This is a genomic window from Pseudomonas sp. S4_EA_1b (assembly GCF_016307435.1).
GTDB classification, from domain to species: Bacteria; Pseudomonadota; Gammaproteobacteria; order Pseudomonadales; family Pseudomonadaceae; genus Aquipseudomonas; species Aquipseudomonas rhodesiae.
Window position 1 is genome coordinate 20,833 of record NZ_JAEILC010000035.1, and the last position, 26,108, is coordinate 46,940.

Genomic DNA, 26,108 nt, shown 5'->3' on the forward strand with positions numbered 1-26,108 from the left:
CCGCTGCACAAAAAATGGGAGACCCGCAGGGGTCTCCCATTTTTTTGTCCGTAGAACGCTTACTTAACGTTAACGGTGATGACTTTCGAGGCGACCGTTGGCTCGAACTGGCGATGCACGTTGTCGCCCGCCACCAGTTGCAAGGTGTGCTTGCCTGGGGTCAGGGTGAGTTCGGTTTCGGTTTGCGCCTTGCCGAAGTGGATCGAGGTGGCGGTGGCCGGGATCGCCTCGTCGGCTTTAAGCGCCGTCACGTCCTGATCGACCAGCAGGTGATGGTGGCCGGCGTTAGGCACTTGCTTATCGATAGGTTCCAGGTCCAGGTGCTTGACGCCGAATTTGACCTTGAAGGTTTTGTCGACGGTCGCGCCATCCTTCGGCGAGACGATAAACACTTCGGCACCTTCAGGCGCCGGCGTACGTGGAAGGTCGGCGGCGCTGGCCAACATCGAGGCACCCAGCAACAGGCTGGCAATCGTTGCACGGGACAAAAGGGCTTTCATTCGCTTCTCCAGTTTTTCTGTGAAATCTGTAGGTTTATGACAACTTCGCGGCAAATTGCTGTCCAAGGCACTCAACACCATAGCAAAGCGATGCTGAACGGCGCCTCGCACATTCGAATTCTCTAGGAGTGACCATGCGCTTTTCGCCTGGCCTGTTACTGCTGCTTCCTCTTCTGAGCCCTTTGGCCCATGCCGAACTGATCGACGATGTGAACGATCGCGGCGAACTGCGCATCGCCCTTGAAGCCACTCACCCGCCGTTCAACTTCAAGGAGGGCGACAAGCTCACCGGCTTTGAAGTGGAGCTGGGCGAGCAACTGGCCAAGGAAATGGATGTGCGCCCGTCCTTCATCACCACCGATGACACTGACTTGCTGCAAGGGGTGGAAAGCGGCAAATACGACGTGGCCATCAACCATATCGCTATGACTGCCGAGCTGCGTGATCGGTTCGATTTCAGCGAGAGCTATAACCAGGCGCCTGACCTGGCGATCCCGTTCCAGAAGGGCAATCCGGCGTTCAAGGCCAGCCTGGACAAAGCCTTGGAGCGGGTGAAGGCGGATGGGCGGTTGAAGGCGCTGTCCCACAAGTGGCTTGAAAGCGACGCCCAGTAACGCCAACGCGCTGGCAGCCCTCTCCCGCCTTTTTGATTAGGTCGGGATTGAAAGCTGAGCCAGCGCGGCGGCAGCCTCGGGCAACTCCAGCTCGCTGAACACCTGCACGCCATGGCGCTTGAGTAGCGCCGCCGTGACCCCTTCGCCGCTGACTTTGACGCCTGTGAACGTACCGTCATAGGTGAGCAGATTGCCGCAGGAGGGGCTATTGGCCTTGAGCACAGCGATACGGATGCCGTGGCGCTGCACCAGCGCCAATGCCTGGCGCGCGCCGTCGAGGAACGCGGCGCTGAAGTCTTCGCCCGCGGCGGTGAGCACCTGGGCCCGGCCTTCCCACACATCGATGCCCTGCCCGCCCGGAATCTCCGCAGACGGGCGCGGCGTCGGCAAGCCGCCCGCGACTTCCGGGCAAACCGCCACTACCCGCCCTTCTGCCTGCCAAGCCGCCAATTGGTCGAACGGCCCACTGGCCCCACCGTCGTAGCGCACCTTATGCCCGAGCAGGCAGCGGCTGATCAGTATCTTGTGCATGCTCAGAACGGCTCGTTGCCCCGCCGACGGAACCAGCCGGTCAGGGACAGCCGTTCGCGCGTGGCGGGCATGACTTCGTGGGGGATGACGCCGGACAGGAACACCACCAGACAACCGCCGACAGGGGTCACGTCGTATTCGACGTCGTCCTTGAGGTACATGCGCAACTGGCCGCCGTGTTCGGGCAGCCAGGCGTCATTCAGGTAGATCACCGCCGAGACCATGCGCCGGTCATCATCGCGAAAGCGATCCAGATGTTTGAGGTAAAACGCCCCTGGCGGGTACATGGCGAAATGGCTTTCGAAATCTTCCAGGCCGAGGAACAGCCCCCGGTTCATCGCCAGGCGCAGGCTATCCATCACCGCCATGTAGGTGTCGCAGACGGCGGCGTCACCCTCCTCCAGCCATTGGATACGGTCGCCGCGAATACCCTCGCGGATCTCCTGGGCCGGGCCGCGCCCTACCGCCGCGGGCGCCAATTCACCCTCGGCGGCACGTTTACGGCACTCAGCCGCCAGTTCCAGGGTCAGAGCCTGGGGCAGGAAGCCGTTCTGCTGCGACCAACCTTTCTCGGCCAGGTCGTCGACAATACGTTGCAGCAGGGGATGATCGAAGGGTATTTGCATGGCGCGCATAGTATCCATACGCCTGTGAATCCGACAGAGCCGCCGAGCGTCTGAACACAGATTAGTTCATGTGACTGACAGGATTTCTCGACAAATCCTACGCCCCACACGGACAATAGTGGCCGACTGACAGGAGTCCATATGCGTCGTTTGTTTTTTTCCTTGCTGATGTTCTGCGTTTTGCCCGCCTGGGCAGACGGCCATGACCAGTTGTACAAGGTTGCCGGCTGGGCCGAACAACGTGCGCATTTCACCGATGCCCTCGCGGCGGCCCAACAGCGCTACCGCAATAGCCTGCCGCCGGCGGTGTATCAGGCACTGGTGGACAACAGCAACCAACGCTTCGCCGCCCAGGCCATGGATCAGCGCGCCGAAGCGCAGTTGCGCAAGCACTTGGCGGACCCGGCACCAGCGCTGGCGTTCTTTCAGTCACCCTTGGGGCGCAAGATCGTCGCCGCCGAATTACTCGCTACCCGCCGCGATCAATTGGCCAAAAACGCCCAGGGCCTGCCGAAGATCCAGGCCGACGCCACCCGCAGCCTGATCATCGGCCACCTGGCCCAAGCCCTGCCCGCCCGTGAGGCCGGCGCAGAGGTCAGCCTGGCGATTGCCGGCGTGGCGGCCGACAGCCTCAGCCAAATGATCCCTGGCCTGCTGGGCGGCGGTCAGGCCCAGGGCATGTTGAATGGCCAACGTGAGCGCTTGATGCAGCAGATCGGTAATGACCTGAACAACACGTTGCTGTACGTCTATCGCGATTTGTCCGACCCGGAGCTGGAAGAATTCGCCACGTTCGCCGAGTCGCCGGAGGGTAAGGCGTATTACCAGGCGGCGCTGGCGGCGATTCGCGCAGGCCTGGCAGTCGGCCAGAGCACCTCAAGCCTGACGCAGTAGAAATGTGGGAGGGGCTTGCCCCCTCCCCCACTTGCACCGCGTTATTTCAGATGGTCCGTCAAATACCGGAAGTACTCTTCGCGAATCTCTGGAATCTCATTGGCCAGGTGATGCCGTCCACGGGGCAGCATCAGCACCTCGGGCCGGTCGAACTTGCCGCGCAGCACGTGCAGGTTGTGCTGCCAGTCCACCGTCATGTCTTCCTCCCCCTGCACGATCACCGGCCGCCGCGTGCTGCGCGGGGCGGCCTCGATACGTTTGATCCAGCGCGCCAGGGCGCCCACCCAGGCGGTGGGTAGTTGCCGCGGCTGCAGCGGATCGGCTTCCAGGAACGGCCGGAAGGCCGGGTCGTTGGAGTTGTCGCTGAACCGCCGCGCAATACCTTTGACGAATGGCCTCAGCAGGTAATAGCTGACCTGGGACCAGCCCCACGCGCGCGGACGCACCAGCGGCGACAGCAGCAGCACTTTGCCTTGCGCCGGGCTCTGGGCGCCGTGGTACAGCAGATGATCCACCACGATCGCGCCGCCGGTGCTTTGCCCGAACAGGTGCCAGGGCTTGGGCAGTTGCAGTGCCTCGGCCTGGGCGAACAGGGCTTGAACCACATCTTGGTACACCGCGAAATCATCGATGCTGGCGCGCGCGCCACTGGACAAGCCATGCCCCGGCAAATCGCAGGCGATCACAACGAAGCCCTGGTCCAGTGCCCAGTCCACTACGTTGCGGTACAGCCCCATGTGGTCGTAGAAGCCGTGAAACAAAAACATCGTCGCCACCGGCACCGGCGGCCACCACACCTGCGCCACCACGTCGAAACCGTCCACCTCAAAGCGCCCCAGGCGACTCACCGCCGGCACTTTGCGCGCGGGCAGGTCCAGCCCGTAAAAACGCTGGTAGACCCGCGCCTCGGCGCTGAGCGGTTGCGCATCCGACAAGGGGCGCAAGCTGTCGCGCAGATGATCCGGGTCAAAGGTGACGGGCATAAAGGGTTTCCAGGCTCACAATATCGAGCTGCGATATTCATCTGTCAGGGCAGGCATGGCAAGCTACGCGACCTGCGAGGATAGATCCGAATGCGACAGACCCACCGTACCGCCCTGTTCGCCAGCCTGATCCTGATTATCTGCACCGGCGTGCTGTGGACGGCGTATGACTGGTTTCAGGGCCGCTATCTGCGCGCTTTCAGCGAGCACACGGCGGTTTTTTCCGGCGATGCGCTGCAACTGCCCGCCGAACTCAGCGGCCCAGGCCCGATCCGCCTGGTGCATTTCTGGGACCCGGCGTGCCCGTGCAATGTGATCAACCAGCAACATCTGGGCGAGCTGATCGAGCAGTACGCGTCCAAAGGCGTTGAGTTCTACGCCCTGCAAAAAGCCGGCAGCCATGGCCAATTACCGGACAACCTGCGCCAGATGAAAATCCTCACTGCCCTGCCCGGTGCCGACCAGGTGCCGGCCAGCCCCGCCGTGGGCATCTGGGACCGCAGCGGCAAGCTCGCGTATTTCGGGCCCTACAGCGAGGGCCTGACGTGCAACGCCAACAACAGTTTTATCGAGCCGATCCTGCAAGCGCTCGACGCCGGGCGCGAGGTGAATGCCACGCACACCCTGGCGGTGGGCTGCTATTGTTCGTGGTCAACCGGGCCCTAGGCCGCCACCCCATTCTTGGTAAGGACTCTTCATGAAGCGCGTCTTGCAGGCTCTCGCGGCTGTGGTGGTACTGCTCGCTCTCGGCGCCGGTTGGTATGTGTACAGCAAACAGCCCACGCGCCAGGGCACGGTGACACTGGCCTATCTGCAAGGCTCGGTCACCGTGCGCTATGACGACCGTGGCGTGCCGCATATCCGTGCCGAGAACGAAACCGATCTGTATCGCGCCCTGGGCTATGTGCACGCCCAGGACCGGCTGTTTCAAATGGAGATCATGCGCCGCCTGGCCCGTGGCGAACTCGCCGAAGTGCTGGGCCCCAAGGTGGTCGACACCGACAAACTGTTCCGCAGCCTGCGCATCCGCGACCGCGCCGCGACTTATGTGGCGCAGCTGGATCATGCATCGGCGCACTGGAAGGCGCTGCAAGCCTATCTGGATGGAATCAACCAGTATCAGGACAGCCACGCCAGCCCGATGGAGTTCGACGTGCTGGGCATCCCCAAGCGGCCCTTCACGGCTGAAGACACCATCAGCGTGGCCGGGTATATGGCCTACAGCTTTGCTGCCGCGTTTCGTACCGAACCATTGCTGACTTACATCCGCGATCAATTGGGCAGCGACTACCTGAAGGTTTTCGACCTCGACTGGCAACCCAAGGGCGCCCTTAACCTGGCCGCCAGCGACTGGCAATCCCTCGGCGCCCTCGCCGCTCTGAGCGACCAGGCCCTGGCCGACAACGGCCTGCCGCAGTTCGAGGGCAGCAACGCCTGGGCCATCAGCGGCAGCCGTACCCGCAGCGGCAAACCGTTGCTGGCGGGCGACCCGCATATCCGTTTTTCCGTGCCGTCGGTGTGGTACGAGGCGCAACTGTCGGCGCCGGGTTTTGAGTTGTACGGCTATCACAATGCATTGGTGCCGATGGCATTCTTGGGGCATAACCTGGATTTCGGGTGGAGCCTGACCATGTTCCAGAACGACGACCTCGACTTGATCGCCGAGAAGGTCAACCCGGACAATCCCAATCAGGTCTGGTATCAGGGCCAGTGGGTCGACCTGACCCGCAGCGAACAACAGATCGCGGTCAAGGGCCAGGCACCGGTCACCCTCACCCTGCGCCAGTCGCCCCATGGGCCGATCATCAATGACGTGCTTGGCGAGACGGCAGGCAACACCCCCATCGCGATGTGGTGGGCCTTTCTCGACACTCAGAACCCGATCCTTGAAGGCTTCTACCAGCTCAACCGCGCCGATACGCTGGCCAAAGCCCGCGCCGCTGCGGCCAAGGTCTCGGCACCCGGCTTGAATATCGTGTGGGCCAATGCCAAGGGCGATATCGGCTGGTGGGCGGCGGCGCAGTTACCGATTCGTCCGGCAGGCGTGAACCCAGGGTTTATCCTCGACGGCAGTACCACCCAGGCCGACAAACTTGGCTTCTACCCCTTCAGCGCCAACCCTCAGGAAGAAAACCCGGCGCGCGGCTATGTGGTCTCTGCCAACGCCCAGCCAGCGTCGCCTACGGGCATGGAAATCCCCGGTTATTACAACCTGGCCGACCGTGGCCAGCAGTTGAACGCCCAGTTGAGCGACGCCCGAGTGAAGTGGGACGTGACCAACAGCCAAGCCTTGCAACTGGGCACCACCACCGCGTTCGGCCTACGCCTGCTGGCACCGCTGCTGCCAGTGCTGCGTGAGGTGGTCAAGGACCCGGCGCAACTTAAGCTGGTGGATCAACTGGCCAACTGGAAAGGCGACTACCCGCTGGATTCCATCAGCGCCACGCTGTTCAACCAGTTCCTGTTCAACCTCGCCGATGCGGCCTTCCACCCCAAACTCGGCGACGCGATGTTCAAGACCCTGATCAGCACCCGCGTGATCGACGCTGCCTTGCCACGCCTGGCAGCCGCTGCGGACTCGCCCTGGTGGGGCGGCAAACGCACCGACACCGTCAAGCTCGCCTGGGACAGCAGCCTCGCCCACCTCAAGGCCACCCTCGGCGACGACCCGAACCAGTGGCAATGGGGCAAGGCGCATACGTTGACCCACGGTCATCCGCTGGGCATGCAGAAGCCACTGGATAGGGTATTCAACGTCGGCCCGTTCCCCGCACCGGGCACCCATGAAGTGCCGAATAACCAATCCGCTGCCATCGGCCCGGCGCCCTGGCCAGTGACGTACGGCCCATCCACCCGCCGCCTGATCGACTTCGCCGATGTAGCCCACGCCCTGACCATCAATCCCGTGGGGCAAAGCGGCGTGCCGTTCGACAAGCATTACGGCGACCAGGCCGAGACCTATATCGAAGGGGGCTATGAGCAGGCGCATTTGAGCGATGAAGAAGTCACGGCCAATACCCGCGGCACGCTGAAGCTATTGCCCGCTCGATAACGGCCTGTAGCGCGGGCAAAAAAGTGGGAGGGGGCTTGCCCCCGATAGCAGTGGGTCAGTCACTGCATCTGTTGACTGATTCACCGCTATCGGGGGCAAGCCCCCTCCCACATTTGGATCGCGTAGATCTTTAGACCGGTGCTGGCGCGCGGCGCTTGTCCGGTTGCTGCCAGCCGTCGGCGGCGGCCTCTTCGATGGCTTGCTGGATGGCTTTCTTGCGCATCTCTTCGGCACGCCGGCTGAAGAACCACACCAGGAAGGTCACCAGCGACACCGCCAGCAGAATCAGGCTGGCCACGGCGTTGATCTCGGGCTTAACGCCCAGACGTACGGCCGAGAACACTTCCATCGGCAGGGTCGTGGAGCCTGGGCCCGACACGAAGCTGGCGAGTACCAGGTCATCCAGGGACAACGCGAACGACATCATGCCGCCCGCCGCCAATGACGGCGCGATCATCGGGATGGTGATCAGGAAGAACACCTTCCACGGCCGCGCGCCCAGGTCCATCGCCGCTTCTTCGATCGACAGGTCCAGCTCACGCAAGCGCGCCGACACCACCACCGCCACATACGCGGCACAGAACGTGGTGTGGGCGATCCAGATGGTGACGATGCCACGCTCCTGGGGCCAGCCGATCATCTGCGCCATGGCCACGAACAGCAGCAACAGCGACAGACCGGTGATCACTTCCGGCATCACCAGTGGCGCGGTCACGAGGCCGCCGAACAGCGTGCGGCCCTTGAAGTGACTGATGCGCGTAAGCACAAAGGCCGCCAGGGTGCCCAGCGCCACCGCAGCGATTGCGGTGTAGCAGGCGATTTCCAGGGAGCGGGCCACCGAGCCCATCAATTGGGTGTTATCCAACAGGCCCACGTACCACTTGATCGACCAACCGCCCCACACCGTCACCAGTTTGGATTCGTTGAACGAGTAGATCACCAGAATCAGCATCGGCAGGTAGATGAACAGCAACCCCGCCACCAGCATGAAGCTTGAGAAACTGAAGCGCTTCATATCTTGCCCTCCATCTCTTTGGCTTGGCTGCGGTTGAACAGGATGATCGGCACGATCAGGATCGCCAGCATCACCACCGCCAGTGCAGAGGCCACCGGCCAGTCACGGTTATTGAAGAATTCCTGCCACAACACTTTACCGATCATCAGGGTTTCCGGGCCGCCCAGCAGTTCCGGGATCACGAACTCGCCCACCACCGGAATGAAGACCAGCATGCAGCCAGCGATGATGCCGTTCTTGGACAGCGGCACGGTGATCTTCCAGAAGCTGTTGAAGGTGCTCGAACCCAGATCAGACGCGGCTTCCAGCAGGCTCTGATCGTGCTTCACCAGGTTGGCGTACAGCGGCAGGATCATGAACGGCAGGTAGGAATAGACCACGCCGATGTACACCGCGATGTTGGTGTTGAGGATCTGCAACGGTTCGCTGATCAGCCCGATGGACATCAGGAATCCGTTGAGCAAGCCGTTGTTGCTGAGGATGCCCATCCACGCATACACGCGGATCAGGATCGCGGTCCAGGTCGGCATCATGATCAGCAGCACCAGCACGGTCTGCATCTCTTTGCGCGCACTGGCGATGGCGTAGGCCATCGGGTAACCGATCAGCAGGCACAGCAGCGTGCTGAAGAACGCCATTTTCAGCGAGCCCAGGTACGCGGCGATGTACAACTCGTCGTCGCCAAGCATCGCGTAGTTGGCCAGGTTGAGCACCAACTGCAGCTTCTGCTCAACGAAGGTGTAGATCTCGGTGTACGGAGGGATCGCTACATCGGCTTCGGCAAAGCTGATTTTCAGCACGATGAAAAACGGCAGGGCGAAGAACAGGAACAGCCACAGGAATGGAATCCCGATGACCACCTGCTTGCCGCTGGGGACGATGCGGAGCAAGCGCCGCTTGAGCTTCTTCATGTTCATGAGCGAAGTACCACGCCGCTGTCGTCTTCCCACCAGACGTAAACCTGATCACCCCAGGTGGGGCGCTGGCCACGGCGCTCGGCGTTGGCCACGAAGGACTGCACCAGCTTGCCGCTCGGCAACTCCACGTAGAACACCGAGTGGCCGCCCAGGTAGGCGATGTCGTGGACCTTGCCGCTGGACCAGTTGTGTTCGCAGGTCGGCATTTCGGTGGTGACCAGCAGTTTTTCCGGGCGGATGGCGTAGGTCACCGACTTGTCTTCCACCGAGGTGGCAATGCCGTAGCCTACGTAAATGTCGCGGTCCAGGTCAGCGCACTTGAGCACCGCGTGGCCTTCGGCGTCGTCCACCACTTGGGTGTCGAAGATGTTGACATTGCCGATGAACTCGCACACCAGGCGGCTGGTGGGGGTTTCATAGATATCGATCGGGCTGCCGATCTGGGCGATCCAGCCCAGGTGCATGATTGCGATGCGCTCGGCCATGGTCATGGCCTCTTCCTGGTCGTGGGTCACCATCACGCAGGTCACGCCGACGCGTTCGATGATTTCCACCAGCTCCAGTTGCATCTGCGAACGCAGTTTTTTGTCCAGGGCGCCCATAGGCTCATCGAGCAGCAGCAGCTTCGGGCGCTTGGCCAGGGAACGGGCCAGGGCCACGCGCTGACGTTGGCCGCCGGACAACTGATGCGGCTTGCGCTTGGCGTACTGGCTCATCTGCACCAGCTTGAGCATCTCGGCCACGCGGGCGTCGATCTCGGCCTTGGGAATCTTGTCCTGTTGCAGACCGAAGGCGATGTTCTGCGCCACGGTCATGTGCGGGAACAGCGCATAGGACTGGAACATCATGTTGATCGGCCGCTCATAGGGCGGCATATCGGTGATGTCCACACCGTCGAGGTAGATGCGGCCTTCCGTTGGCCGTTCGAAGCCCGCGAGCATGCGCAGCAAAGTGGATTTGCCCGAACCCGAACCGCCGAGCAAGGCGAAGATCTCGCCTTTCTTGATTTCCAGGGACACATCGTCCACGGCAATCGTCTCGTCGAACTTCTTCGTGACCCGGTCGATTTTGACCAGCACCTTTTTCGGTGTCTGGTCGCCCTCGAGGGCTTTCTTATAGGCGCCGGAGGCAACTGCCATTTACGAAACTCCCAAAAAAATAGACTGCGGTTCACCCGAGGCGGGCGAACCCAGGAAAGTTGTGCCTTATTTGCCCGTCTTGACCTTGGTCCAGCTACGGGTCATTAAACGCTGCACCTTCGGGGGTAGCTCGAAGTTGACGAATGTCCGGTCGAGAACCGCCTGCGGTGGGTAAACCGCTTCGTCGGTGCGTATCGATTGCTCCATCAGCTTGTCCGCCCCTGGGTTAGGGTTGGCGTAACCGACGACGTCGCTGACCTGGGCGATGACCTCAGGTTGCAGCAAATAGTTGATGAAGGCATGGGCCTCCTTGACGTTGGTGGCGTCCTTAGGGATGGCCAGCACGTCGAACCACAGGTTGCCGCCTTCTTTCGGAATGACGTAGGCGATGTTCACGCCTTTGCCCGCCTCACTTGCGCGAGCCTTGGCCTGGAACACATCGCCAGAGAACCCGGCGGCCACGCAGATATTGCCGTTGGCCAGGTCAGAGATGTATTTGGATGAGTGGAAGTAGGTCACGTAGGGCCGCACTTTCAGCAGCTTTGCTTCGGCCTTTTTGTAGTCTTCCGGGTTGGTGCTGTTGGGGTTCAGGCCCATGTAGTTGAGCACCGCGGGCAGCATTTCATCCGCCGAATCCATGAACGACACACCACAGGTGGCCAGTTTTTTCATGTTTTCCGGTTCGAACAGTACGGCCCAGGAGTCGATATGGTCGACGCCCAGCACTTCTTTGACTTTGTCGACGTTATAGCCGATGCCATTGGTGCCCCACAGGTACGGCACGGCGTACTGGTTGCCCGGGTCGTTCTTTTCCAGGCGCTTGAGCAGTGCCGGGTCGAGGTTGGCGTAATTGGTCAGCAACGATTTATCGAGCTTCTGGAACGCCCCGGCCTTGATCTGCTTGCCGAGGAAGTGATTGGACGGCACCACCACGTCGTAGCCGGTGTGCCCGGCCAGCAATTTGCCTTCCAGGGTTTCATTGGAGTCGAACACGTCGTACACAGGCTTGATGCCGCTCGCCTTCTCGAAGTCGGCCAGGGTGTCGGTGCCGATGTAATCCGACCAGTTATAAATATGCACGGTCGGTGCAGCCTGCACGCTGATAGCCAGCGTGATACCTGCACTCAGCAGCATGGCTTTGCGAAATAAAGAAATTGGCAAGTGGAGGTCCTCTTAAATAGTTGGGCCCAAAGTTGTTGCCCGGCAACAAAACCGGCGCGCAACTTACCCTCGATAAACCGATCCGGCAAAACTTTCTGTCATTTAATTAATGTGTGGGAGAGAGTTTCCCCCTCCCACAGGTTTAAAGGCTTACTTGCCCGATTTGATCTTGGTCCAGCTGCGTGTCATTTCACGCTGGGCCGCGGCTGGCAGGTCAGCAATGGCGTAGAGCTTGGCTTGCACATCCGCCGATGGGTAGATGCCTGGGTCGCTGGTGATGTCCTTGTCGACCAGGGCGGTAGCCTTCTCGTTACCGTTCGGGAAACGCACGCTGTTGGTGATCGACGCCATGACTTCTGGCTTGAGCAGGTAGTTCATGAACTTGTAGGCCGCGTCGACATTTTCGGCATCCTTAGGAATGGCGACCATGTCGTAGAAACTGCCGGCGCCTTCTTTCGGAATGTCGTACGCCACTTTGACCTTGCCACCGGCTTCAGCCGCGCGGGACTTGGCCTGCTGGATGTCACCCGAATAACCCACGGCTACGCAGATGTTGCCGTTGGCCAGGTCGGAGATGTACTTGGAGGAGTGGAAGTAACCGATCGAAGGACGGATCTTCAGGAACAGTTCTTCGGCTTTCTTCAGGTCATCTTTCTTCTGGGTGTCGGTCGGCAGGCCCAGGTAATGCAGGGCAATCGGCAACATTTCAGTCGGCGAATCAAGGAAGCTCACGCCGCAGCTTTTGAGCTTGGCGATGTTTTCAGGCTTGAGCAGCGTGTCCCACGAGTCGATCTTGTCCACGCCCAGCGCAGCCTTGACCTTCTCCGGGTTGTAGCCGATGCCGATCGAGCCCCACATGTACGGGAAGGCGTGCTTGTTGTCAGGGTCGCTGACCGACACGGCTTTGAGCAGGGATTTGTTCAGGTTGTCGTAGTTGGACAGCTTGGACTTGTCCAGCTCCTGATAAACGCCGGCCTTGATCTGCTTGGCCAGAAAGTTGTTCGACGGTACGACGATGTCATACCCGGACTTGCCGGCCAGCAATTTGGCCTCCAGGGTCTCGTTGCTGTCGAACACGTCGTACACCACTTTGATGCCCGACTCTTTTTCAAAGTTGGCGATGGTGTCCGGTGCGATGTAGTCGGACCAGTTGTAGACGTGCAGCACTTTATCGTCTGCCTGGGCCGCGCCTGCCATTGCGCCCATCAGGGACAAGGCGAGGAGGGTCTTGCCCGCGTTCTTCAAACCTAATGCCTTCATTTGGTGATGCTCCAATTTTTTCTTTTTTGGGCCACAAGCTATGTATGTTCCGCAGCCCAGCCAATGGGCAACAAAACAGGGCGACAGTCTGGCAAGTTCAGGGGCCGGCTTTCAACCAAAGCCCCCACATTTATAACCACTCGGTGCGCTGAGCACTGAGCCTAGCACTTAGCCTTGCAATGCCGCCAAAGTCAGGTCCAGGCACTGGCGAGCCTTGGTCACCAGCTCGTCGATTTCCGTCTTGCTGATCACCAGCGGCGGCGAAATGATCATGGTGTCGCCCACGGCGCGCATGATCAGGCCATTCTCGAAGCAGAACGTGCGGCAAATCATGCCCACGCCCTTGCCTTCGTAACGCTTGCGCGTGGCCTTGTCCTGCACCAGTTCAATCGCACCGAGCATGCCGACGCCACGCACTTCACCCACCAGAGGGTGATCCGCCAGCTCCCTCAGACGTTTCTGCAAATAGGGTGCCGTTTCGTCATGTACACGCTTAACAATCTGTTCATCGCGCATGATGCGGATGTTTTCCAGTGCGACTGCCGCCGCTACCGGATGACCGGAGTAGGTGAAGCCATGGTTGAAATCGCCGCCTTCGTTAAGCACGGCCACCACGTCATCGCGCACGATCAGGCCGCCCATGGGGATGTAACCCGAGGTCAGGCCCTTGGCGATGGTCATCATGTGCGGCTTGAGGCCATAGAAATCGCTACCGAACCACTCACCGGTACGGCCGAAACCGCAGATCACTTCGTCGGCGACAAACAGAATGTCGTACTTGGCGAGGATTTCCTTGATGCGCGGCCAGTAAGTCTCAGGCGGTACGATCACGCCGCCGGCGCCCTGGATCGGCTCGGCAATAAAGGCACCGACATTGTCCACGCCCAGTTCCAGGATCTTCTCTTCAAGCTGGTTGGCAGCCCACACGCCGAACTCTTCGGGGCTCATATCGCCGCCTTCACCGAACCAATACGGCTGGGCGATATGGACGATGCCCGGAATCGGCAAATCGCCCTGCTCGTGCATATAAGTCATGCCGCCCAGGCTGGCACCGGCCACGGTGGAACCGTGGTAGCCATTCTTGCGGCTGATGATGGTTTTCTTGTTCGGCTGGCCTTTGATCGCCCAGTAGTGGCGGACCATGCGCAACATGGTGTCGTTGCCTTCGGAGCCGGAACCAGTGAAGAACACGTGGTTCATGCCGGCTGGGGCGATGTCGGAAATGGCCTTGGCCAGTTCCAGCACCGGCGGGTGAGCGGTCTGGAAGAACAGGTTGTAGTACGGCAGTTCTTTCATTTGCTTGGCGGCGGCGTCGGCCAGTTCATCGCGACCGTAACCGATCGCCACGCACCACAGGCCGGCCATGCCGTCGAGGATCTTGTTGCCTTCGCTGTCCCACAGGTACACGCCGTGGGCTTTGGTGATGATTCGTGGGCCTTTCTCTTTCAATTGCTTGAAATCGCTGAACGGCGCCAGGTGGTGATCACTGCTCAAGGCTTGCCATTCACGGGTTTGCGGGTTGTTGCTGGACATACCGATCTCCTAGACTTTTCAGTGAAGGGCGCGCCGTTCAAAGGGCGCGCCCGGCGCATCAGACGGCAAAGAGCAGGAATTCCCGCTCCCACGAACTGATGACGCGCTTGAAGTTTTCATGCTCGGCCCGCTTGACCGCGACGTAGCCTGTGATGAATTTGTGCCCCAGGTATTTCTCGATGGTCTTGCTGTTTTCCATACGCTCCAGGGCATCTTCAATGGTCAGCGGCAAGCGCAGATTGCGTCGCTCGTAACCACGACCCACCACCGGCGCGCTCGGGTTATGGCCTTCGACCATGCCGATAAAACCGCACAGCAGGCTGGCGGCAATCGCCAGATACGGGTTGGCATCGGCGCCCGGCAGGCGGTTTTCCACGCGGCGGTTCTGCGGGCCGGCATCCGGTACGCGCAGGCCCACGGTGCGGTTTTCTTCGCCCCACTCCACGTTCACCGGCGCCGAGGTATCCGGCAGGAAGCGGCGGAACGAGTTCACATTGGGCGCAAACAACGGCAGCAATTCAGGGATGAATTTCTGCAGGCCGCCGATGTGGTTGAGGAACAGCTCACTCATGGTCCCGTCCTCATTGGAGAAGACGTTCTTGCCGGTGGCGATGTCGATGATGCTCTGGTGCAGGTGCATGGCGCTGCCGGGCTCGCCGGTCATGGGCTTGGCCATGAAAGTGGCAGCCACATCGTGCTTGAGCGCGGCTTCACGCATGGTGCGTTTGAACACCAGAATCTGGTCGGCCAGGGATAGCGCATCGCCGTGACGGAAGTTGATTTCCATCTGCGCAGTGCCGTCTTCGTGGATCAGGGTATCGAGGTCCAGTTCCTGTAGCTCGCACCAGTCGTAGACGTCTTCGAACAGTGGGTCGAATTCGTTGGCCGCTTCTATAGAGAAGGACTGGCGACCGGTTTCCGGGCGACCGGAACGCCCAATCGGCGGTTGCAGTGGGAAGTCCGGGTCTTCGCAGCGTTTGGTCAGGTAGAACTCCATCTCCGGCGCCACGATGGGCTGCCAGCCTTTATCGGCGTAGAGCTTGAGGACTTTCTTGAGCACGTTGCGCGGCGACAGCTCGATGGGGTTGCCTTGCTTGTCGTAGGTGTCGTGGATCACCTGTGCGGTGGGCTCGATGGCCCAGGGCACCAGGAACACCGCGTTCTGGTCGGGGCGGCAGATCATGTCGATGTCGGCCGGGTCGAGCAATTCGTAATAAATGTCGTCTTCGACATAGTCGCCGGTCACGGTCTGCAACAGAACGCTCTCGGGCAGGCGCATGCCTTTTTCGGCGATGAACTTGTTGGTCGGCGAAATCTTGCCTCGGGTGATACCGGTGAGGTCGCCAATCATGCATTCGACTTCTGTGATCTTGTGGTCTTTCAACCAATCGGTGAGCTGGTCGAGGTTGTTACTCATAAATGCCTCTGGGCTGGGTTTCCTGGCATCCATTAAAGGCCAGGCGTTGGTTGACGCAGCATCCGCGTCGTTTCTTCACTCAGGGTAGGAGCTTACCTGCCATTTGGGGTGGTAATGCATTCCTCACGCCAAACTCGTGCAGAATCATGAGCGGCACCCGGGGTCGGCGCCCTTCAGAGGCGAAGGCGCGGTGAGTGAAGGGGCAGGAAAAAGGTCGCCCGAGGCGTCAAGAATATTGGCCGGGCCATGGGTATTCACGCAGGATGGGTGAACGGATGACAAAGCCCGTGTGAAGCAGGCCGAGACGCCGATTAGCGGCAGGCGAGACATGAAGCACCCCGGTATTATTGCTGTTATGGGTTTGAATCGAGCTTAGCCTTGTTCATTTTTTTACACAACACCCCCGTAAAAAATACAACACGGCCCGCTCAAGCCTGCGGTGCCCAAGCCGTTCAAAGCGGAAAAAACGCCCCGAAAAGCCCCAAAAAAGCCGTCACGGCGCTTTTTTAGGGCAAAAAAGGCCTCGCTTGACTTCGGCATGCCGTTCGGGTTGACTGAAACCAGAAAAGATCAATGATTGATATTTTTAACAACAAAGGTGTTGCATCATGTCGGTACCCCCGCGTGCCGTTCAGCTTAACGAAGCGAACGCGTTCCTTAAGGATCATCCTGAGGTTCTGTACGTAGACCTTCTAATTGCGGATATGAATGGTGTGGTGCGCGGCAAGCGCATCGAACGCACCAGCCTCCACAAGGTTTACGAGAAGGGCATTAACCTGCCTGCCTCTTTATTTGCCCTGGATATCAACGGCTCGACGGTGGAAAGCACCGGCCTGGGTCTGGACATCGGCGATGCTGACCGAATCTGTTATCCAATCCCCGACACCCTGTGCAATGAACCTTGGCAAAAGCGCCCTACCGCGCAGCTGCTGATGACCATGCACGAACTGGAAGGTGAACCTTTCTTCGCCGATCCGCGCGAAGTCCTGCGCCAGGTTGTAAGCAAATTCGACGACCTCGGTTTGACCATCTGCGCCGCCTTCGAGCTTGAGTTCTACCTGATCGACCAGGAGAACGTGAACGGCCGCCCACAACCGCCCCGCTCGCCGATCTCCGGCAAACGCCCGCACTCGACACAGGTCTACCTGATCGACGACCTCGACGAATACGTCGACTGCCTCCAGGACATTCTGGAAGGTGCCAAAGAGCAAGGCATCCCGGCCGACGCCATCGTCAAGGAAAGTGCCCCGGCGCAGTTCGAAGTGAACCTGCACCACGTGGCCGACCCAATCAAGGCCTGCGACTACGCCGTACTGCTCAAGCGCCTGATCAAGAACATCGCCTACGACCATGAGATGGACACCACCTTCATGGCCAAGCCTTACCCAGGCCAGGCAGGCAACGGTTTGCATGTACACATTTCGATCCTGGACAAGGACGGCAAGAACATCTTTGCCAGCGAGGATCCCGAGCAGAACGCCGCATTGCGTCACGCGATCGGCGGTGTGCTGGAGACCCTACCCGCCCAAATGGCGTTCCTGTGCCCTAACGTCAACTCCTACCGCCGTTTCGGCGCACAGTTCTACGTGCCGAACTCGCCGTGCTGGGGCCTGGACAACCGCACCGTGGCGATTCGCGTACCAACCGGCTCGGCCGATGCGGTGCGTATCGAACACCGCGTGGCGGGCGCCGACGCCAACCCTTACCTGCTGATGGCTTCGGTCCTGGCAGGCGTGCACCACGGTCTGACCAACAAGATCGAGCCTGGCGCTCCGGTGGAAGGCAACAGCTACGAGCAAAACGAGCAGAGCTTGCCGAACAACCTGCGCGATGCCCTGCGCGAGTTGGACGACAGCGAGGTGATGGCCAAGTACATCGATCCTAAGTACATCGATATCTTCGTCGCCTGTAAGGAAAGTGAGCTGGAAGAGTTCGAACACTCCATCTCCGACCTTGAATACAACTGGTACCTGCATACCGTGTAAGCGGTTGCCGCGATAAAAAAACGCCACAGGCTTTGGGTCTGTGGCGTTTTTTTATGGGGCTGTTCTGAGAGACCGGGTCGGTCTTATCGGGGGCAAGCCCCCTCCCAAACTTGGTATGTATTCACAGATCAAAAATGTGGGAGTGGGTTGCCCCCGATAGCTGCCTGGCAGACAACACAGATTCCTGCTCATACAATGCCCGCTGCCTTGTAGGAGACTTCCATGACCACCCGCCCCGACGCCCCTCGCAAACCCCGCGCCCGCAGCCAGGCGCGGATCGATGCGATTCTCGATGCCGCCCGCACCCTGCTGGCCGCCGAAGGCGTGGCAAGTCTGTCGATCTACAGCGTGGCAGAACGCGCGCAGATTCCACCGTCGTCGGTTTATCACTTCTTCGCCAGCGTGCCGGCGCTGCTGGAGGCGTTGACCGCCGATGTGCATGGGGCCTTTCGTGCGGCGATTCAGGCGCCCATCGATCATGAACCCCTCAAGCAATGGCGCGATCTGTCCTGCATCGTCGAGCAACGCATGCTCACCATCTACGACCAGGATGCCGCCGCGCGCCAATTGATCCTGGCGCAGCATGGCCTCACCGAAGTAACCCAGGCCGACCGCCAACATGATCTGGAACTGGGCGACCTGATGTTCAAGGTTTTCAACCACCACTTCGAGGTGCCGACACTGCCCAGCGATGTGGATGTGTTCGCCCTGGCGCTGGAGCTGAGCGACCGCGTGTACGCGCGCTCGGTGCATCAGCATGGGCTGATCACGCCGCGCATGGCCGAGGAAGGCATGCGGGTGTTCGATGCGTATGTGGGGCTGTATCTACCGGCTTACCTGCCCAAGCGTTGAGCCTTGCGTTGACTGGGGCGATCCCATCGGGGGCAAGCCCCCCCCCACACTTTGACTTGTGAATACTTTCAAAAGGTGGGGGGGGGGTTGCCCCCGATGACGACCTCAAGCCAGTTCACAACTTGGCGATCGACACCTCGGTTGATTTCACAAAGGCAATCACTTCACTACCAATGACCAGCTCCAGCTCTTTGACCGAGCGAGTGGTGATCACTGAGGTGACGATGCCGGAGGCGGTCTGCACGTCGATTTCCGACAACACGTCACCGACCACAATTTCCTTGATGGTGCCTTTGAACTGGTTACGCACGTTGATGGCTTTAATAGTCATGTCGTTCTCTCTTCATGGGGATAGGTGAGTTATTGCGCCCAACGCAATTGCGTCGGCAGCGGTGAAACAGGTTCGGGGTCGGGCGGTGTACCGGGCAGTGACAGCACGCGGTTGAGTACCTCGGCTTCCAGCGCGGCCAGGCGGTGGGAGCCACGGGCCCGTGGGCGGGGCAGGTCAACGATCAGGTCCAGACCGATTTCACCGTCTTCGATCAGGATCACCCGGTCGGCAATCGCCACGGCTTCGTTGACGTCATGGGTCACCAGCAGCACGGTAAAGCCATGCTGCTGCCAAAGGTTTTCGATCAGTTGCTGCATCTCGATGCGGGTCAGGGCATCAAGCGCGCCCAGCGGCTCATCGAGCAACAGTAGGCGCGGTTGGTGGATCAGCGCGCGAGCCAACGCCACGCGTTGCTTCTGGCCACCGGACAAGGCCGCCGGCCATTCATTGGCGCGCTCGGCCAGCCCCACCGCGTCCAAGGCTTGCAGTGCTTTGGCACGCCAGTCGCCTTTGAGGCCCAGGCCCACGTTGTCGATGATCTTTTTCCACGGCAGCAGACGCGCTTCCTGGAACATCAATCGCGTGTCTTCACGGGCCGCGCTCAGGGGTGCGGAACCGGCTAGCAGCTCTCCGCCGCTGGCGTCGTCCAGCCCGGCCAGCAGGCGCAGCAAGGTACTTTTGCCGCAACCGCTGCGCCCCACCACGGCGACGAATTGCCCCGCCGGAATGTGCAGATCGATGCCCTTGAGCACATCCCGCGTGCCGAAGGCTTTACGCAACTTACGCACCGCCAGGGGAATCCCCTTGAGCAGGCGTGGAGGTTGTTGAGCGGTCATGCCGCACCTCCTTTATGCGTTTGGTACGCCGGATGCCAACGCAGCCACACCCGCTCCAGACCGCGCGCGGCCAGGTCCGCCAGTTTGCCGAGGATCGCGTACATCACGATCGCCAGCACCACCACATCGGTTTGCAGGAATTCGCGGGCATTCATCGCCAGGTAACCAATACCGGAACTGGCCGAAATAGTTTCCGCCACGATCAGCGTCAACCACATAAAGCCCAGCGCAAAGCGCACGCCCACCAGGATCGACGGCAACGCACCCGGCAGGATCACCTGCCAGAACAGGCTGAACCCGGACAACCCATAACTGCGCGACATCTCCACCAGCGCCGGGTCGACGTTGCGAATGCCGTGGTAGGTGTTCAGGTAGATCGGGAACAGCGTGCCGAGGGCCACCAGGAAAATCTTCGCCGTTTCGTCAATGCCGAACCACAGGATTACCAGCGGGATCAGCGCCAGGTGCGGCACGTTGCGAATCATCTGCACCGAGCTGTCGAGCAGGCGCTCGCCCCATGTCGACAGCCCGGTGATAAAGCCCAGCGCCAGGCCGATAGCGCCGCCGATCACAAAACCCAGGCCCGCGCGCCAGCCGCTGATGGCCAGGTGCGTCCAGATTTCACCGCTGCGCACCAGGTTAACCCCGGCCTCGATCACCGCGCTCGGCGCCGGCAGGATGCGCGTCGACAACCACCCCGCCGACACCGACACCTGCCACACCGCCAGCAACAGCAGCGGCAGCACCCAAGGCGCCACGCGATGGCTCACTTTTGCAAGGTTCATCGCGCCGCCTCAGCTCTGTGACGCCGCTTTGGGAAGAATATCGTTGGCGACCATTTCGCCGAACGGGCTCACGTATCCGGCGCTTTTCGGCAGTTCTGGACGCTCGACATCCAGGTGCGGAAACAGCAATTCGGCCACGCGGTACGACTCTTCCAGGTGCGGATAACCGGAGAAAATAAAGGTGTCGATGCCCAGCGCTGCGTATTCTTTTACGCGCTCGGCCACGGTTGCGCCGTCGCCTACCAACGCTGTACCCGCCCCGCCGCGAACCAGGCCGACGCCAGCCCACAGGTTGGGGCTGACTTCGAGGTTGTCGCGGTTGCCGCCGTGCAAGGCGGCCATGCGTTGCTGGCCCACCGAATCGAAGCGCGCCAGTGAGGCTTGGGCGCGGGCGATGGTGTCGTCGTCCAAGTGGGAGATCAGTTTGTCGGCGGCTTTCCAGGCTTCGTCATTGGTTTCGCGCACGATCACATGCAGACGAATGCCGAAGCGTACAGTGCGCCCGAGCTTGGCGGCCTTGGCCCGCACTTGTTCGATTTTCTCGGCCACGGCGGCCGGTGGTTCGCCCCAGGTCAGCACCATTTCCACTTGTTCGGCCGCCAGGTCCTGGGCCGCTTCGGAGGAGCCACCGAAGTACAGCGGCGGCCGTGGCTGCTGGATCGGCGGGTAGAGCAATTTGGCGCCTTTGACGCTGATGTGTTGGCCGTCGTAATCCACGGTTTCGCCTTCAAGTACGCGGCGCCAGATACGGGTGAACTCCACCGAGGCCTGGTAGCGCTCTTCGTGGCTTAGGAACAGGCCATCACCGGCCAGTTCTTCGGGGTCGCCACCGGTCACCAGATTGAACAACGCCCGCCCGCCGGACAAACGATCCAGGGTCGCGGCCTGGCGCGCTGCCACCGTCGGGGAAATGATCCCCGGGCGCAGTGCGACCAGGAACTTGAGACGTTGGGTCACCGGGATCAGAGAAGCGGCCACCAGCCACGAGTCTTCGCAGGAACGCCCGGTGGGGATCAGCACCCCGCCGAAGCCCAGGCGATCGGCAGCCTGGGCGACTTGTTGCAGGTAACCGTGGTCCACGGCGCGAGCGCCTTCGGCAGTGCCAAGGTAATGACCGTCGCCGTGGGTAGGCAGGAACCAGAAAATATTGAGGCTCATGGAGTTGTCTCCTGAAGAAGTCGGATTACGGCGCTTTAGCAACAGCGGCCGGAGGCGTCCAGATCACGTCCTTGATGCTCAAGGGCTTGGGGATCAATTTGAGTTGGTAAAAGCTGTCGGCGATTTTCTGTTGAGCGGCCACCACTTGCGGGGTCAGGAACAGCGCGCCGTAGCCCTGGCGTTTTACCGAGGTGAGGGTGATGTCAGCCGGCAGGCCGAGCAGCGGCGCGACTTGGTCGGTGACTTCCTGCGGGTTGGCTTTGGACCACTCGCCCACGGCACGCACCTCTTCCACCAACGCGGTGATCACGTCGGGGTGCTGTTCGGCGTAGGGTTTGGTTGCCAGGTAGAACTGATGGTTGTCGGCGATGCCAGTACCGTCACGCAGGGTACGTGCTTGCAGTTGTTGCTCGGCGGCGGCCTGGTAGGGGTCCCAGATCACCCACGCATCCACACTGCCCCGCTCGAACGCCGCACGGGCATCGGCAGGCGGCAGGAATACGGTCTGCACATCGCTGTATTTCAGGCCGGCGTCCTCCAAGGCGCGCACCAGCAGGTAATGCACGTTGGAGCCTTTGTTGAGCACGATTTTCTTGCCCTTGAGCTCGGCCACCGATTTGATCGGTGAGTCTTTGGGCACCAGGATCGCTTCGCTGGTCGGTGCCGGTGGCTCGTAGGCCACGTAGAGCAGATCGGCACCGGCCGCCTGGGCGAAGACCGGCGGGGTTTCGCCGGTCACGCCGAAGTCGATGGAGCCGACGTTCAGACCTTCAAGCAACTGCGGGCCGCCAGGAAACTCGGTCCACTGCACCTGCACGCCTTGGGCGGCCAGACGTTTTTCCAGGGTGCCCTTGGCCTTGAGCAGGACCAAGGTGCCGTATTTCTGATAACCGATCCGCAGGGTCTCGGCGGCGTGAGCTTGAACAATGGCGCCGAAGGACACAGCCGCAGCAAACAGTGCGACCAGACCACGACGCAAGATGACAGTGCGCATGGCGCTCTCTCCAAAAATGCGATGAGGGGTTTTGGCTGCACCTGCTTGGCCGTTGGCGGCTGAGTAAGGTGAGTGTTTCCAGGTTTCAGGTACGGCTTAAATGCTCCAGCGAGCACTCAACAAACGTTCATTCAATACATGCGGATCAAGGGGTTTCGGGCGACGGGCCATGGCGCCGTAGAGCGTCTCTAGCGCCTCGTACAATCGCTGCTCCAGCACCGGCACCAACTGCGCCTGGGCACTGCCTTCGCCATAGGCGATCTGGCTGTCTTCGGCAAAAATGCCGTGGAGCAACTCCTGCGCCTTGAGCGCCGACAACACTGGCTTCAACGCGTAATCCACTGCCAGCATGTGCGCGATGCTGCCGCCGGTAGCCATTGGCAGCACCACCTTATGGGCCAAGGCCCGCTCAGGCAGCAGATCGAGCACGGTTTTCAACGCGCCGGAGAACGAAGCCTTGTAAACCGGCGTGGCGATCACCAGGCCGTCGGCGTTGGCGACCTGCTCCAGCAGGTCGATGACCTTTGGGCTGTCGAACCGAGCGTGCAGCAAGTCTTCGGCCGGGAAGTCCCGTACCTGGTAACTCACTACTTCCACGCCTTTGTGTTGCAACCACTGACGGGTTTTTTCCAGCAAGACCCCGGAGCGGGAACGCTGGCTGGGACTGCCTCCGAGTGTTACGACCAACATGCAGGAATTCCTTGAGCAAGTGCCGGCGGTTCGCTGAAGTGGCGATGGCGCCAAGATGGAACAGACCTTATCAGCTGATTCATATATCTATAAATCTTATTTTTTCATTTGTTTATTCCTTAAAAACATATGCACTTTATCAATCGCCAGGCGAAAAAAAAGGCCGTGGAAACGGCCTGAAAACCCCTGCTTTGATTCAGTTACAGATGCGGTACATCGTCTGCGAGAGGAGGGCTTGCCCCCGAGGCGATAGCGTCAACGATTGGGCTGCGGGGTCAGCCGCAGGTACGGCTTCACTGCGCGATAGCCCTTTGGAAAGCGTTTCTTGATCTCGTCCTCGTCCTTGAGCGACGGCACGATCACCACTTCATCCCCGTCTTGCCAGTTGGCGGGCGTGGCGACCTTGTGGTTATCGGTCAATTGCAGCGAGTCGATCACCCGCAGGATTTCATGGAAGTTGCGCCCGGTGCTGGCCGGGTAGGTGATGGTCAGGCGAATCTTTTTGTTTGGGTCAATTACGAACAACGATCGCACGGTGAGGGTGTCGCTGGCATTGGGGTGGATCAGGTCGTAGAGATCAGAGACCTTGCGATCGGCATCGGCCAGGATTGGGAAGTTGACGGTGGTGTTCTGGGTTTCGTTGATGTCTTCGATCCACTTGTGGTGCGAGTCCACTGGGTCAACCGACAGCGCGATGGCTTTGACGCCGCGCTGGGCGAATTCGTCCTTGAGCTTGGCGGTAAAGCCCAGCTCGGTGGTGCATACCGGCGTGAAGTCGGCCGGGTGGGAAAACAACACTCCCCAGCTATCGCCCAGCCATTGGTGGAAACGAATCTTGCCGGCGCTGGAATCCTGTTCGAAGTCGGGGGCGATATCGCCCAGTCTTAGGCTCATGGTGTGGCTCCTGATGAGTGCTTATGGAGCCCACTGTGCATGGGTTGTGGCTATTTTAAAAAGAATAAATATCGATTTATCTAGACGATAAAAGAATATTAAAAATCGTTCATTGGACGCTCAACCGGGTGCAAGGCACCATCGTCACCAAGGTTCGAGAAGGCCTTGAGACGCTGTAAAAGAGGGGTTCAGGAAGGGCTTACGGGGGTGAGCCTGACTTGAAAAGCAAGACACCTTGCCCGGCGTTGCGCCGGGCAAGGTTTTGACGTCTTACAACTGCTTAGAACAGTGGCAGAGAGTAGCTGACGATGAGGCGGTTTTCATCCTGGGAACGAGTGTTCGCCAGGTCGGTGCGCCACATTGCGTTTTTCCAGGCTACGCCGAGGTTTTTCAGCGGGCCTTCTGGAATCACGTAGGCAACGGTGATGTCACGCTCCCACTCGGACTGGCCAGTGGTTTCTGTGCGGGCAGCAGTGTTGGCAATGGTATCGATGTCGCTACCTTTGAGGTATACGACACCTGCAGTCAGGCCCGGAACACCCACTTTGGCGAAATCATAAGCGTAACGCGCCTGCCAGGTACGCTCACCGGCGCGGGCGAACTTCTGGATTTGCATGTCAGTGGTCAGATAAGCCGAAGAACCATCGCCTTGGTTCAACCAAGGGAAATCACTGCTGCCGTTGCTCACCTGGTAGCCACCACCAAAGGTATGACCTTCCACGGTGTACAGGAACAAACCGCTGTACAGGTTGTTATCAACCTTGCCCTTACCCGCACGGAAACCGTTGTAGTTACCGTTGGTGTAGTAAGCGGAGTTATTGCCGTTCAGGCCATCATCGGAGCTATTGAAGTAGCGCAGGTCAGATTTCAATACGCCCGGGCCGATCGCCCAGTTGTGGGTCAGGCCGAGGAAGTGCTGTTTATAGAAGTCTTCCAGATTGCCGTAGTAGTACTGAGCGGTAAGGTCTTTGGTGAGCTTGTAGTCACCACCCGCGTAGTAGAACTTGTTAACGAACTTACCGGCGGTGTAATTGGAGCTGCCGTTAGCGCCACCCAGCGACAAACCTTCGTTGTTACTGGAGTTACGACCTTTGGCATGCTCGATCTGACCGCCAACCAGCGTCAGATCCTTGATGTCGTTGGACGTGATCTGACCACCTTGGAAGGTTTGCGGCAGCAGACGACCATCGTTGGTCACGATAACAGGCAGTTTAGGCTGCAGAGTACCCAGCTTAAGCTCGGTCTGAGAGATCTTGACCTTACCGGTTACGCCCAGGCTGGCGTAATCATGAACAGCCTTGTTGCCGTCGCTTGGGAACACAGTGCCGCCGGATGCGGTACCACTGTAGTTACCATGCTCGGCACGGCTCGAATCCAGTCGTACACCGTACAGGCCGATGGCGTCGACACCGAACTGAACGGTACCTTGGGTATAACCCGAGATGAAACGCAGATCGAAGCCCTGGCCCCACTCAGCGTTCTTGTTGCGAGTAGTCGTGCCTGGGGCGCCATCACGGTTATCCGTGTTGATGTAAAAGTTACGCAGCCCCAGAGTTGCCTTGCTGTCTTCGATGAAACCAGCAGCGCCTGCGTGCTGGGCGATTACGCCCAAAGCGACAGACAGTGCCAAGGTGGACTTCTTCATGTACCGCTCCTCTCGTTTCTAATTTTTGTAGTTCTTTGGTCTCGGGTCTGACGCCCTCGATCCACAGATGCGCGATTAGCGCCAGATAGTGACTACCAAGTCAATCGTAACCTAGTGTGCCTACTACTTTCGTCTAACCGCTGTTGATTTGGTCCCTGCAGGGTAATGAGTTTTTCATACACCCAAAAAGAATTGTTTCATTCTTTTTAATACAATTTTGGAATAAGCTTTTGCGTAGATCGAGTTGGTCAGCGTAGACGAACCTGTCGAAATGCTAATTCCTAAAAAGTATTTTT

Annotated in this window: 25 protein-coding genes; 6 read left to right on the forward strand and 19 right to left on the reverse strand. The window is 59.9% G+C overall.

Annotated elements, in window-relative coordinates:
- Positions 1 to 59: 59 nt before the first annotated feature.
- Entirely contained in the window at positions 60 to 500 is a 441-nt protein-coding gene (locus YA0848_RS11640) for a DUF4399 domain-containing protein (protein WP_034101341.1), read from the reverse strand.
- 134 nt (positions 501 to 634) lie between these two features.
- Here YA0848_RS11640 and YA0848_RS11645 point away from each other — a divergent pair, with 134 nt between their 5' ends.
- Positions 635 to 1,114: a transporter substrate-binding domain-containing protein gene (locus tag YA0848_RS11645; RefSeq protein ID WP_034101343.1), complete on the forward strand. Its 480-nt coding sequence runs from the start codon at positions 635 to 637 to the stop codon at positions 1,112 to 1,114.
- 36 nt (positions 1,115 to 1,150) lie between these two features.
- On the opposite strand, the gene YA0848_RS11650 is transcribed toward YA0848_RS11645, so the two are convergent.
- Positions 1,151 to 1,645, reverse strand: coding sequence for a DUF523 domain-containing protein (locus YA0848_RS11650; RefSeq protein WP_034101344.1), 495 nt, complete (start codon positions 1,643 to 1,645; stop codon positions 1,151 to 1,153).
- A 2-nt stretch (positions 1,646 to 1,647) separates the two neighbouring features.
- Positions 1,648 to 2,280 carry a 2OG-Fe(II) oxygenase gene (locus YA0848_RS11655; protein WP_047881737.1) on the reverse strand — a complete coding sequence of 211 codons (633 nt, stop codon included), beginning with the start codon at positions 2,278 to 2,280 and terminating at the stop codon, positions 1,648 to 1,650.
- A 132-nt stretch (positions 2,281 to 2,412) separates the two neighbouring features.
- On the opposite strand from YA0848_RS11655, the gene YA0848_RS11660 reads away from it, so the two are divergent.
- The gene (locus YA0848_RS11660) at positions 2,413 to 3,165 is read left to right on the forward strand and encodes a DUF2059 domain-containing protein (protein ID WP_034101347.1); all 753 of its coding nucleotides are present in this window, start codon (positions 2,413 to 2,415) and stop codon (positions 3,163 to 3,165) included.
- 41 nt (positions 3,166 to 3,206) lie between these two features.
- Here the strand turns inward: YA0848_RS11660 and YA0848_RS11665 are convergent, their stop codons facing one another.
- The gene (locus YA0848_RS11665; protein ID WP_034101349.1) at positions 3,207 to 4,148 is read right to left on the reverse strand and encodes an alpha/beta hydrolase; all 942 of its coding nucleotides are present in this window, start codon (positions 4,146 to 4,148) and stop codon (positions 3,207 to 3,209) included.
- A gap of 90 nt (positions 4,149 to 4,238) precedes the next feature.
- On the opposite strand from YA0848_RS11665, the gene YA0848_RS11670 reads away from it, so the two are divergent.
- Together YA0848_RS11670 and YA0848_RS11675 are read left to right on the forward strand one after the other, a co-directional pair.
- Positions 4,239 to 4,814: a DUF6436 domain-containing protein gene (locus YA0848_RS11670; protein WP_034101350.1), complete on the forward strand. Its 576-nt coding sequence runs from the start codon at positions 4,239 to 4,241 to the stop codon at positions 4,812 to 4,814.
- A 31-nt stretch (positions 4,815 to 4,845) separates the two neighbouring features.
- Entirely contained in the window at positions 4,846 to 7,200 is a 2,355-nt protein-coding gene (locus YA0848_RS11675; RefSeq protein ID WP_169902343.1) for a penicillin acylase family protein, read from the forward strand.
- Between the two features lie 130 nt (positions 7,201 to 7,330).
- On the opposite strand, the gene YA0848_RS11680 is transcribed toward YA0848_RS11675, so the two are convergent.
- From YA0848_RS11680 to YA0848_RS11710, 7 genes are all read right to left on the reverse strand, one after another.
- Positions 7,331 to 8,215, reverse strand: coding sequence for an ABC transporter permease subunit (locus YA0848_RS11680; RefSeq protein WP_034101352.1), 885 nt, complete (start codon positions 8,213 to 8,215; stop codon positions 7,331 to 7,333).
- A complete protein-coding gene (locus YA0848_RS11685) occupies positions 8,212 to 9,132 on the reverse strand; it encodes an ABC transporter permease subunit (protein ID WP_034101353.1) in 921 nt (306 codons plus the stop codon). Before YA0848_RS11685 ends, YA0848_RS11680 begins: the two co-directional genes overlap by 4 nt.
- Complete coding sequence (locus YA0848_RS11690; RefSeq protein ID WP_034101355.1) at positions 9,129 to 10,271, reverse strand: ABC transporter ATP-binding protein; 1,143 nt, start codon at positions 10,269 to 10,271, stop codon at positions 9,129 to 9,131. The genes YA0848_RS11685 and YA0848_RS11690 overlap by 4 nt, the downstream gene beginning before the upstream one ends.
- Positions 10,272 to 10,337: 66 nt before the next feature.
- Entirely contained in the window at positions 10,338 to 11,432 is a 1,095-nt protein-coding gene (locus tag YA0848_RS11695) for a polyamine ABC transporter substrate-binding protein (protein ID WP_034101356.1), read from the reverse strand.
- 150 nt (positions 11,433 to 11,582) lie between these two features.
- Positions 11,583 to 12,677 (reverse strand): polyamine ABC transporter substrate-binding protein, encoded by a 1,095-nt coding sequence (locus YA0848_RS11700; protein ID WP_198712560.1) that lies wholly within the window; start codon positions 12,675 to 12,677, stop codon positions 11,583 to 11,585.
- 183 nt (positions 12,678 to 12,860) lie between these two features.
- Positions 12,861 to 14,225 carry an aspartate aminotransferase family protein gene (locus YA0848_RS11705; protein ID WP_034101357.1) on the reverse strand — a complete coding sequence of 455 codons (1,365 nt, stop codon included), beginning with the start codon at positions 14,223 to 14,225 and terminating at the stop codon, positions 12,861 to 12,863.
- 58 nt (positions 14,226 to 14,283) lie between these two features.
- The gene (locus tag YA0848_RS11710) at positions 14,284 to 15,642 is read right to left on the reverse strand and encodes a glutamine synthetase family protein (protein WP_034101358.1); all 1,359 of its coding nucleotides are present in this window, start codon (positions 15,640 to 15,642) and stop codon (positions 14,284 to 14,286) included.
- A gap of 608 nt (positions 15,643 to 16,250) precedes the next feature.
- On the opposite strand from YA0848_RS11710, the gene YA0848_RS11715 reads away from it, so the two are divergent.
- The gene (locus tag YA0848_RS11715; protein WP_034101359.1) at positions 16,251 to 17,627 is read left to right on the forward strand and encodes a glutamine synthetase family protein; all 1,377 of its coding nucleotides are present in this window, start codon (positions 16,251 to 16,253) and stop codon (positions 17,625 to 17,627) included.
- Between the two features lie 222 nt (positions 17,628 to 17,849).
- On the forward strand, positions 17,850 to 18,479 hold the full coding sequence (locus tag YA0848_RS11720) for a TetR/AcrR family transcriptional regulator (protein WP_169902342.1): 630 nt from the start codon (positions 17,850 to 17,852) through the stop codon (positions 18,477 to 18,479).
- 115 nt (positions 18,480 to 18,594) lie between these two features.
- Here the strand turns inward: YA0848_RS11720 and YA0848_RS11725 are convergent, their stop codons facing one another.
- The 8 genes from YA0848_RS11725 to YA0848_RS11760 all read right to left on the reverse strand — a co-directional run bounded on the left by YA0848_RS11725 (position 18,595) and on the right by YA0848_RS11760 (position 25,812).
- Positions 18,595 to 18,810, reverse strand: coding sequence for a TOBE domain-containing protein (locus YA0848_RS11725; RefSeq protein WP_003176783.1), 216 nt, complete (start codon positions 18,808 to 18,810; stop codon positions 18,595 to 18,597).
- Between the two features lie 29 nt (positions 18,811 to 18,839).
- Positions 18,840 to 19,646 carry an aliphatic sulfonates ABC transporter ATP-binding protein gene (gene ssuB / locus YA0848_RS11730; RefSeq protein WP_169902341.1) on the reverse strand — a complete coding sequence of 269 codons (807 nt, stop codon included), beginning with the start codon at positions 19,644 to 19,646 and terminating at the stop codon, positions 18,840 to 18,842.
- Positions 19,643 to 20,431, reverse strand: a complete 789-nt coding sequence (ssuC, locus tag YA0848_RS11735; RefSeq protein WP_169867610.1) for an aliphatic sulfonate ABC transporter permease SsuC — start codon at positions 20,429 to 20,431, stop codon at positions 19,643 to 19,645. The genes ssuB and ssuC overlap by 4 nt, the downstream gene beginning before the upstream one ends.
- 9 nt (positions 20,432 to 20,440) lie before the next feature.
- The gene (ssuD, locus tag YA0848_RS11740) at positions 20,441 to 21,589 is read right to left on the reverse strand and encodes an FMNH2-dependent alkanesulfonate monooxygenase (protein WP_034101363.1); all 1,149 of its coding nucleotides are present in this window, start codon (positions 21,587 to 21,589) and stop codon (positions 20,441 to 20,443) included.
- A gap of 25 nt (positions 21,590 to 21,614) precedes the next feature.
- Entirely contained in the window at positions 21,615 to 22,583 is a 969-nt protein-coding gene (locus YA0848_RS11745) for a sulfonate ABC transporter substrate-binding protein (RefSeq protein ID WP_034101364.1), read from the reverse strand.
- 96 nt (positions 22,584 to 22,679) lie between these two features.
- Positions 22,680 to 23,273, reverse strand: coding sequence for an NADPH-dependent FMN reductase (gene ssuE / locus YA0848_RS11750; RefSeq protein WP_034101365.1), 594 nt, complete (start codon positions 23,271 to 23,273; stop codon positions 22,680 to 22,682).
- 255 nt (positions 23,274 to 23,528) lie between these two features.
- The gene (locus tag YA0848_RS11755) at positions 23,529 to 24,167 is read right to left on the reverse strand and encodes a peroxiredoxin (protein WP_034101366.1); all 639 of its coding nucleotides are present in this window, start codon (positions 24,165 to 24,167) and stop codon (positions 23,529 to 23,531) included.
- A gap of 280 nt (positions 24,168 to 24,447) precedes the next feature.
- On the reverse strand, positions 24,448 to 25,812 hold the full coding sequence (locus YA0848_RS11760; protein WP_167417015.1) for an OprD family porin: 1,365 nt from the start codon (positions 25,810 to 25,812) through the stop codon (positions 24,448 to 24,450).
- Positions 25,813 to 26,108 lie beyond the last annotated feature (296 nt).

Bases quoted from the DNA above. Each gene is read 5' to 3' on its own strand.
- YA0848_RS11640 (WP_034101341.1), bottom strand. From the start codon at position 500: ATGAAAGCCCTTTTGTCCCGTGCAACGATTGCCAGCCTGTTGCTGGGT.
- YA0848_RS11645 (WP_034101343.1), top strand. From the start codon at position 635: ATGCGCTTTTCGCCTGGCCTGTTACTGCTGCTTCCTCTTCTGAGCCCT.
- YA0848_RS11650 (WP_034101344.1), bottom strand. From the start codon at position 1,645: ATGCACAAGATACTGATCAGCCGCTGCCTGCTCGGGCATAAGGTGCGC.
- YA0848_RS11655 (WP_047881737.1), bottom strand. From the start codon at position 2,280: ATGCGCGCCATGCAAATACCCTTCGATCATCCCCTGCTGCAACGTATT.
- YA0848_RS11660 (WP_034101347.1), top strand. From the start codon at position 2,413: ATGCGTCGTTTGTTTTTTTCCTTGCTGATGTTCTGCGTTTTGCCCGCC.
- YA0848_RS11665 (WP_034101349.1), bottom strand. From the start codon at position 4,148: ATGCCCGTCACCTTTGACCCGGATCATCTGCGCGACAGCTTGCGCCCC.
- YA0848_RS11670 (WP_034101350.1), top strand. From the start codon at position 4,239: ATGCGACAGACCCACCGTACCGCCCTGTTCGCCAGCCTGATCCTGATT.
- YA0848_RS11675 (WP_169902343.1), top strand. From the start codon at position 4,846: ATGAAGCGCGTCTTGCAGGCTCTCGCGGCTGTGGTGGTACTGCTCGCT.
- YA0848_RS11680 (WP_034101352.1), bottom strand. From the start codon at position 8,215: ATGAAGCGCTTCAGTTTCTCAAGCTTCATGCTGGTGGCGGGGTTGCTG.
- YA0848_RS11685 (WP_034101353.1), bottom strand. From the start codon at position 9,132: ATGAACATGAAGAAGCTCAAGCGGCGCTTGCTCCGCATCGTCCCCAGC.
- YA0848_RS11690 (WP_034101355.1), bottom strand. From the start codon at position 10,271: ATGGCAGTTGCCTCCGGCGCCTATAAGAAAGCCCTCGAGGGCGACCAG.
- YA0848_RS11705 (WP_034101357.1), bottom strand. From the start codon at position 14,225: ATGTCCAGCAACAACCCGCAAACCCGTGAATGGCAAGCCTTGAGCAGT.
- YA0848_RS11710 (WP_034101358.1), bottom strand. From the start codon at position 15,642: ATGAGTAACAACCTCGACCAGCTCACCGATTGGTTGAAAGACCACAAG.
- YA0848_RS11715 (WP_034101359.1), top strand. From the start codon at position 16,251: ATGTCGGTACCCCCGCGTGCCGTTCAGCTTAACGAAGCGAACGCGTTC.
- YA0848_RS11720 (WP_169902342.1), top strand. From the start codon at position 17,850: ATGACCACCCGCCCCGACGCCCCTCGCAAACCCCGCGCCCGCAGCCAG.
- YA0848_RS11725 (WP_003176783.1), bottom strand. From the start codon at position 18,810: ATGACTATTAAAGCCATCAACGTGCGTAACCAGTTCAAAGGCACCATC.
- ssuB (WP_169902341.1), bottom strand. From the start codon at position 19,646: ATGACCGCTCAACAACCTCCACGCCTGCTCAAGGGGATTCCCCTGGCG.
- ssuC (WP_169867610.1), bottom strand. From the start codon at position 20,431: ATGAACCTTGCAAAAGTGAGCCATCGCGTGGCGCCTTGGGTGCTGCCG.
- ssuD (WP_034101363.1), bottom strand. From the start codon at position 21,589: ATGAGCCTCAATATTTTCTGGTTCCTGCCTACCCACGGCGACGGTCAT.
- YA0848_RS11745 (WP_034101364.1), bottom strand. From the start codon at position 22,583: ATGCGCACTGTCATCTTGCGTCGTGGTCTGGTCGCACTGTTTGCTGCG.
- ssuE (WP_034101365.1), bottom strand. From the start codon at position 23,273: ATGTTGGTCGTAACACTCGGAGGCAGTCCCAGCCAGCGTTCCCGCTCC.
- YA0848_RS11755 (WP_034101366.1), bottom strand. From the start codon at position 24,167: ATGAGCCTAAGACTGGGCGATATCGCCCCCGACTTCGAACAGGATTCC.
- YA0848_RS11760 (WP_167417015.1), bottom strand. From the start codon at position 25,812: ATGAAGAAGTCCACCTTGGCACTGTCTGTCGCTTTGGGCGTAATCGCC.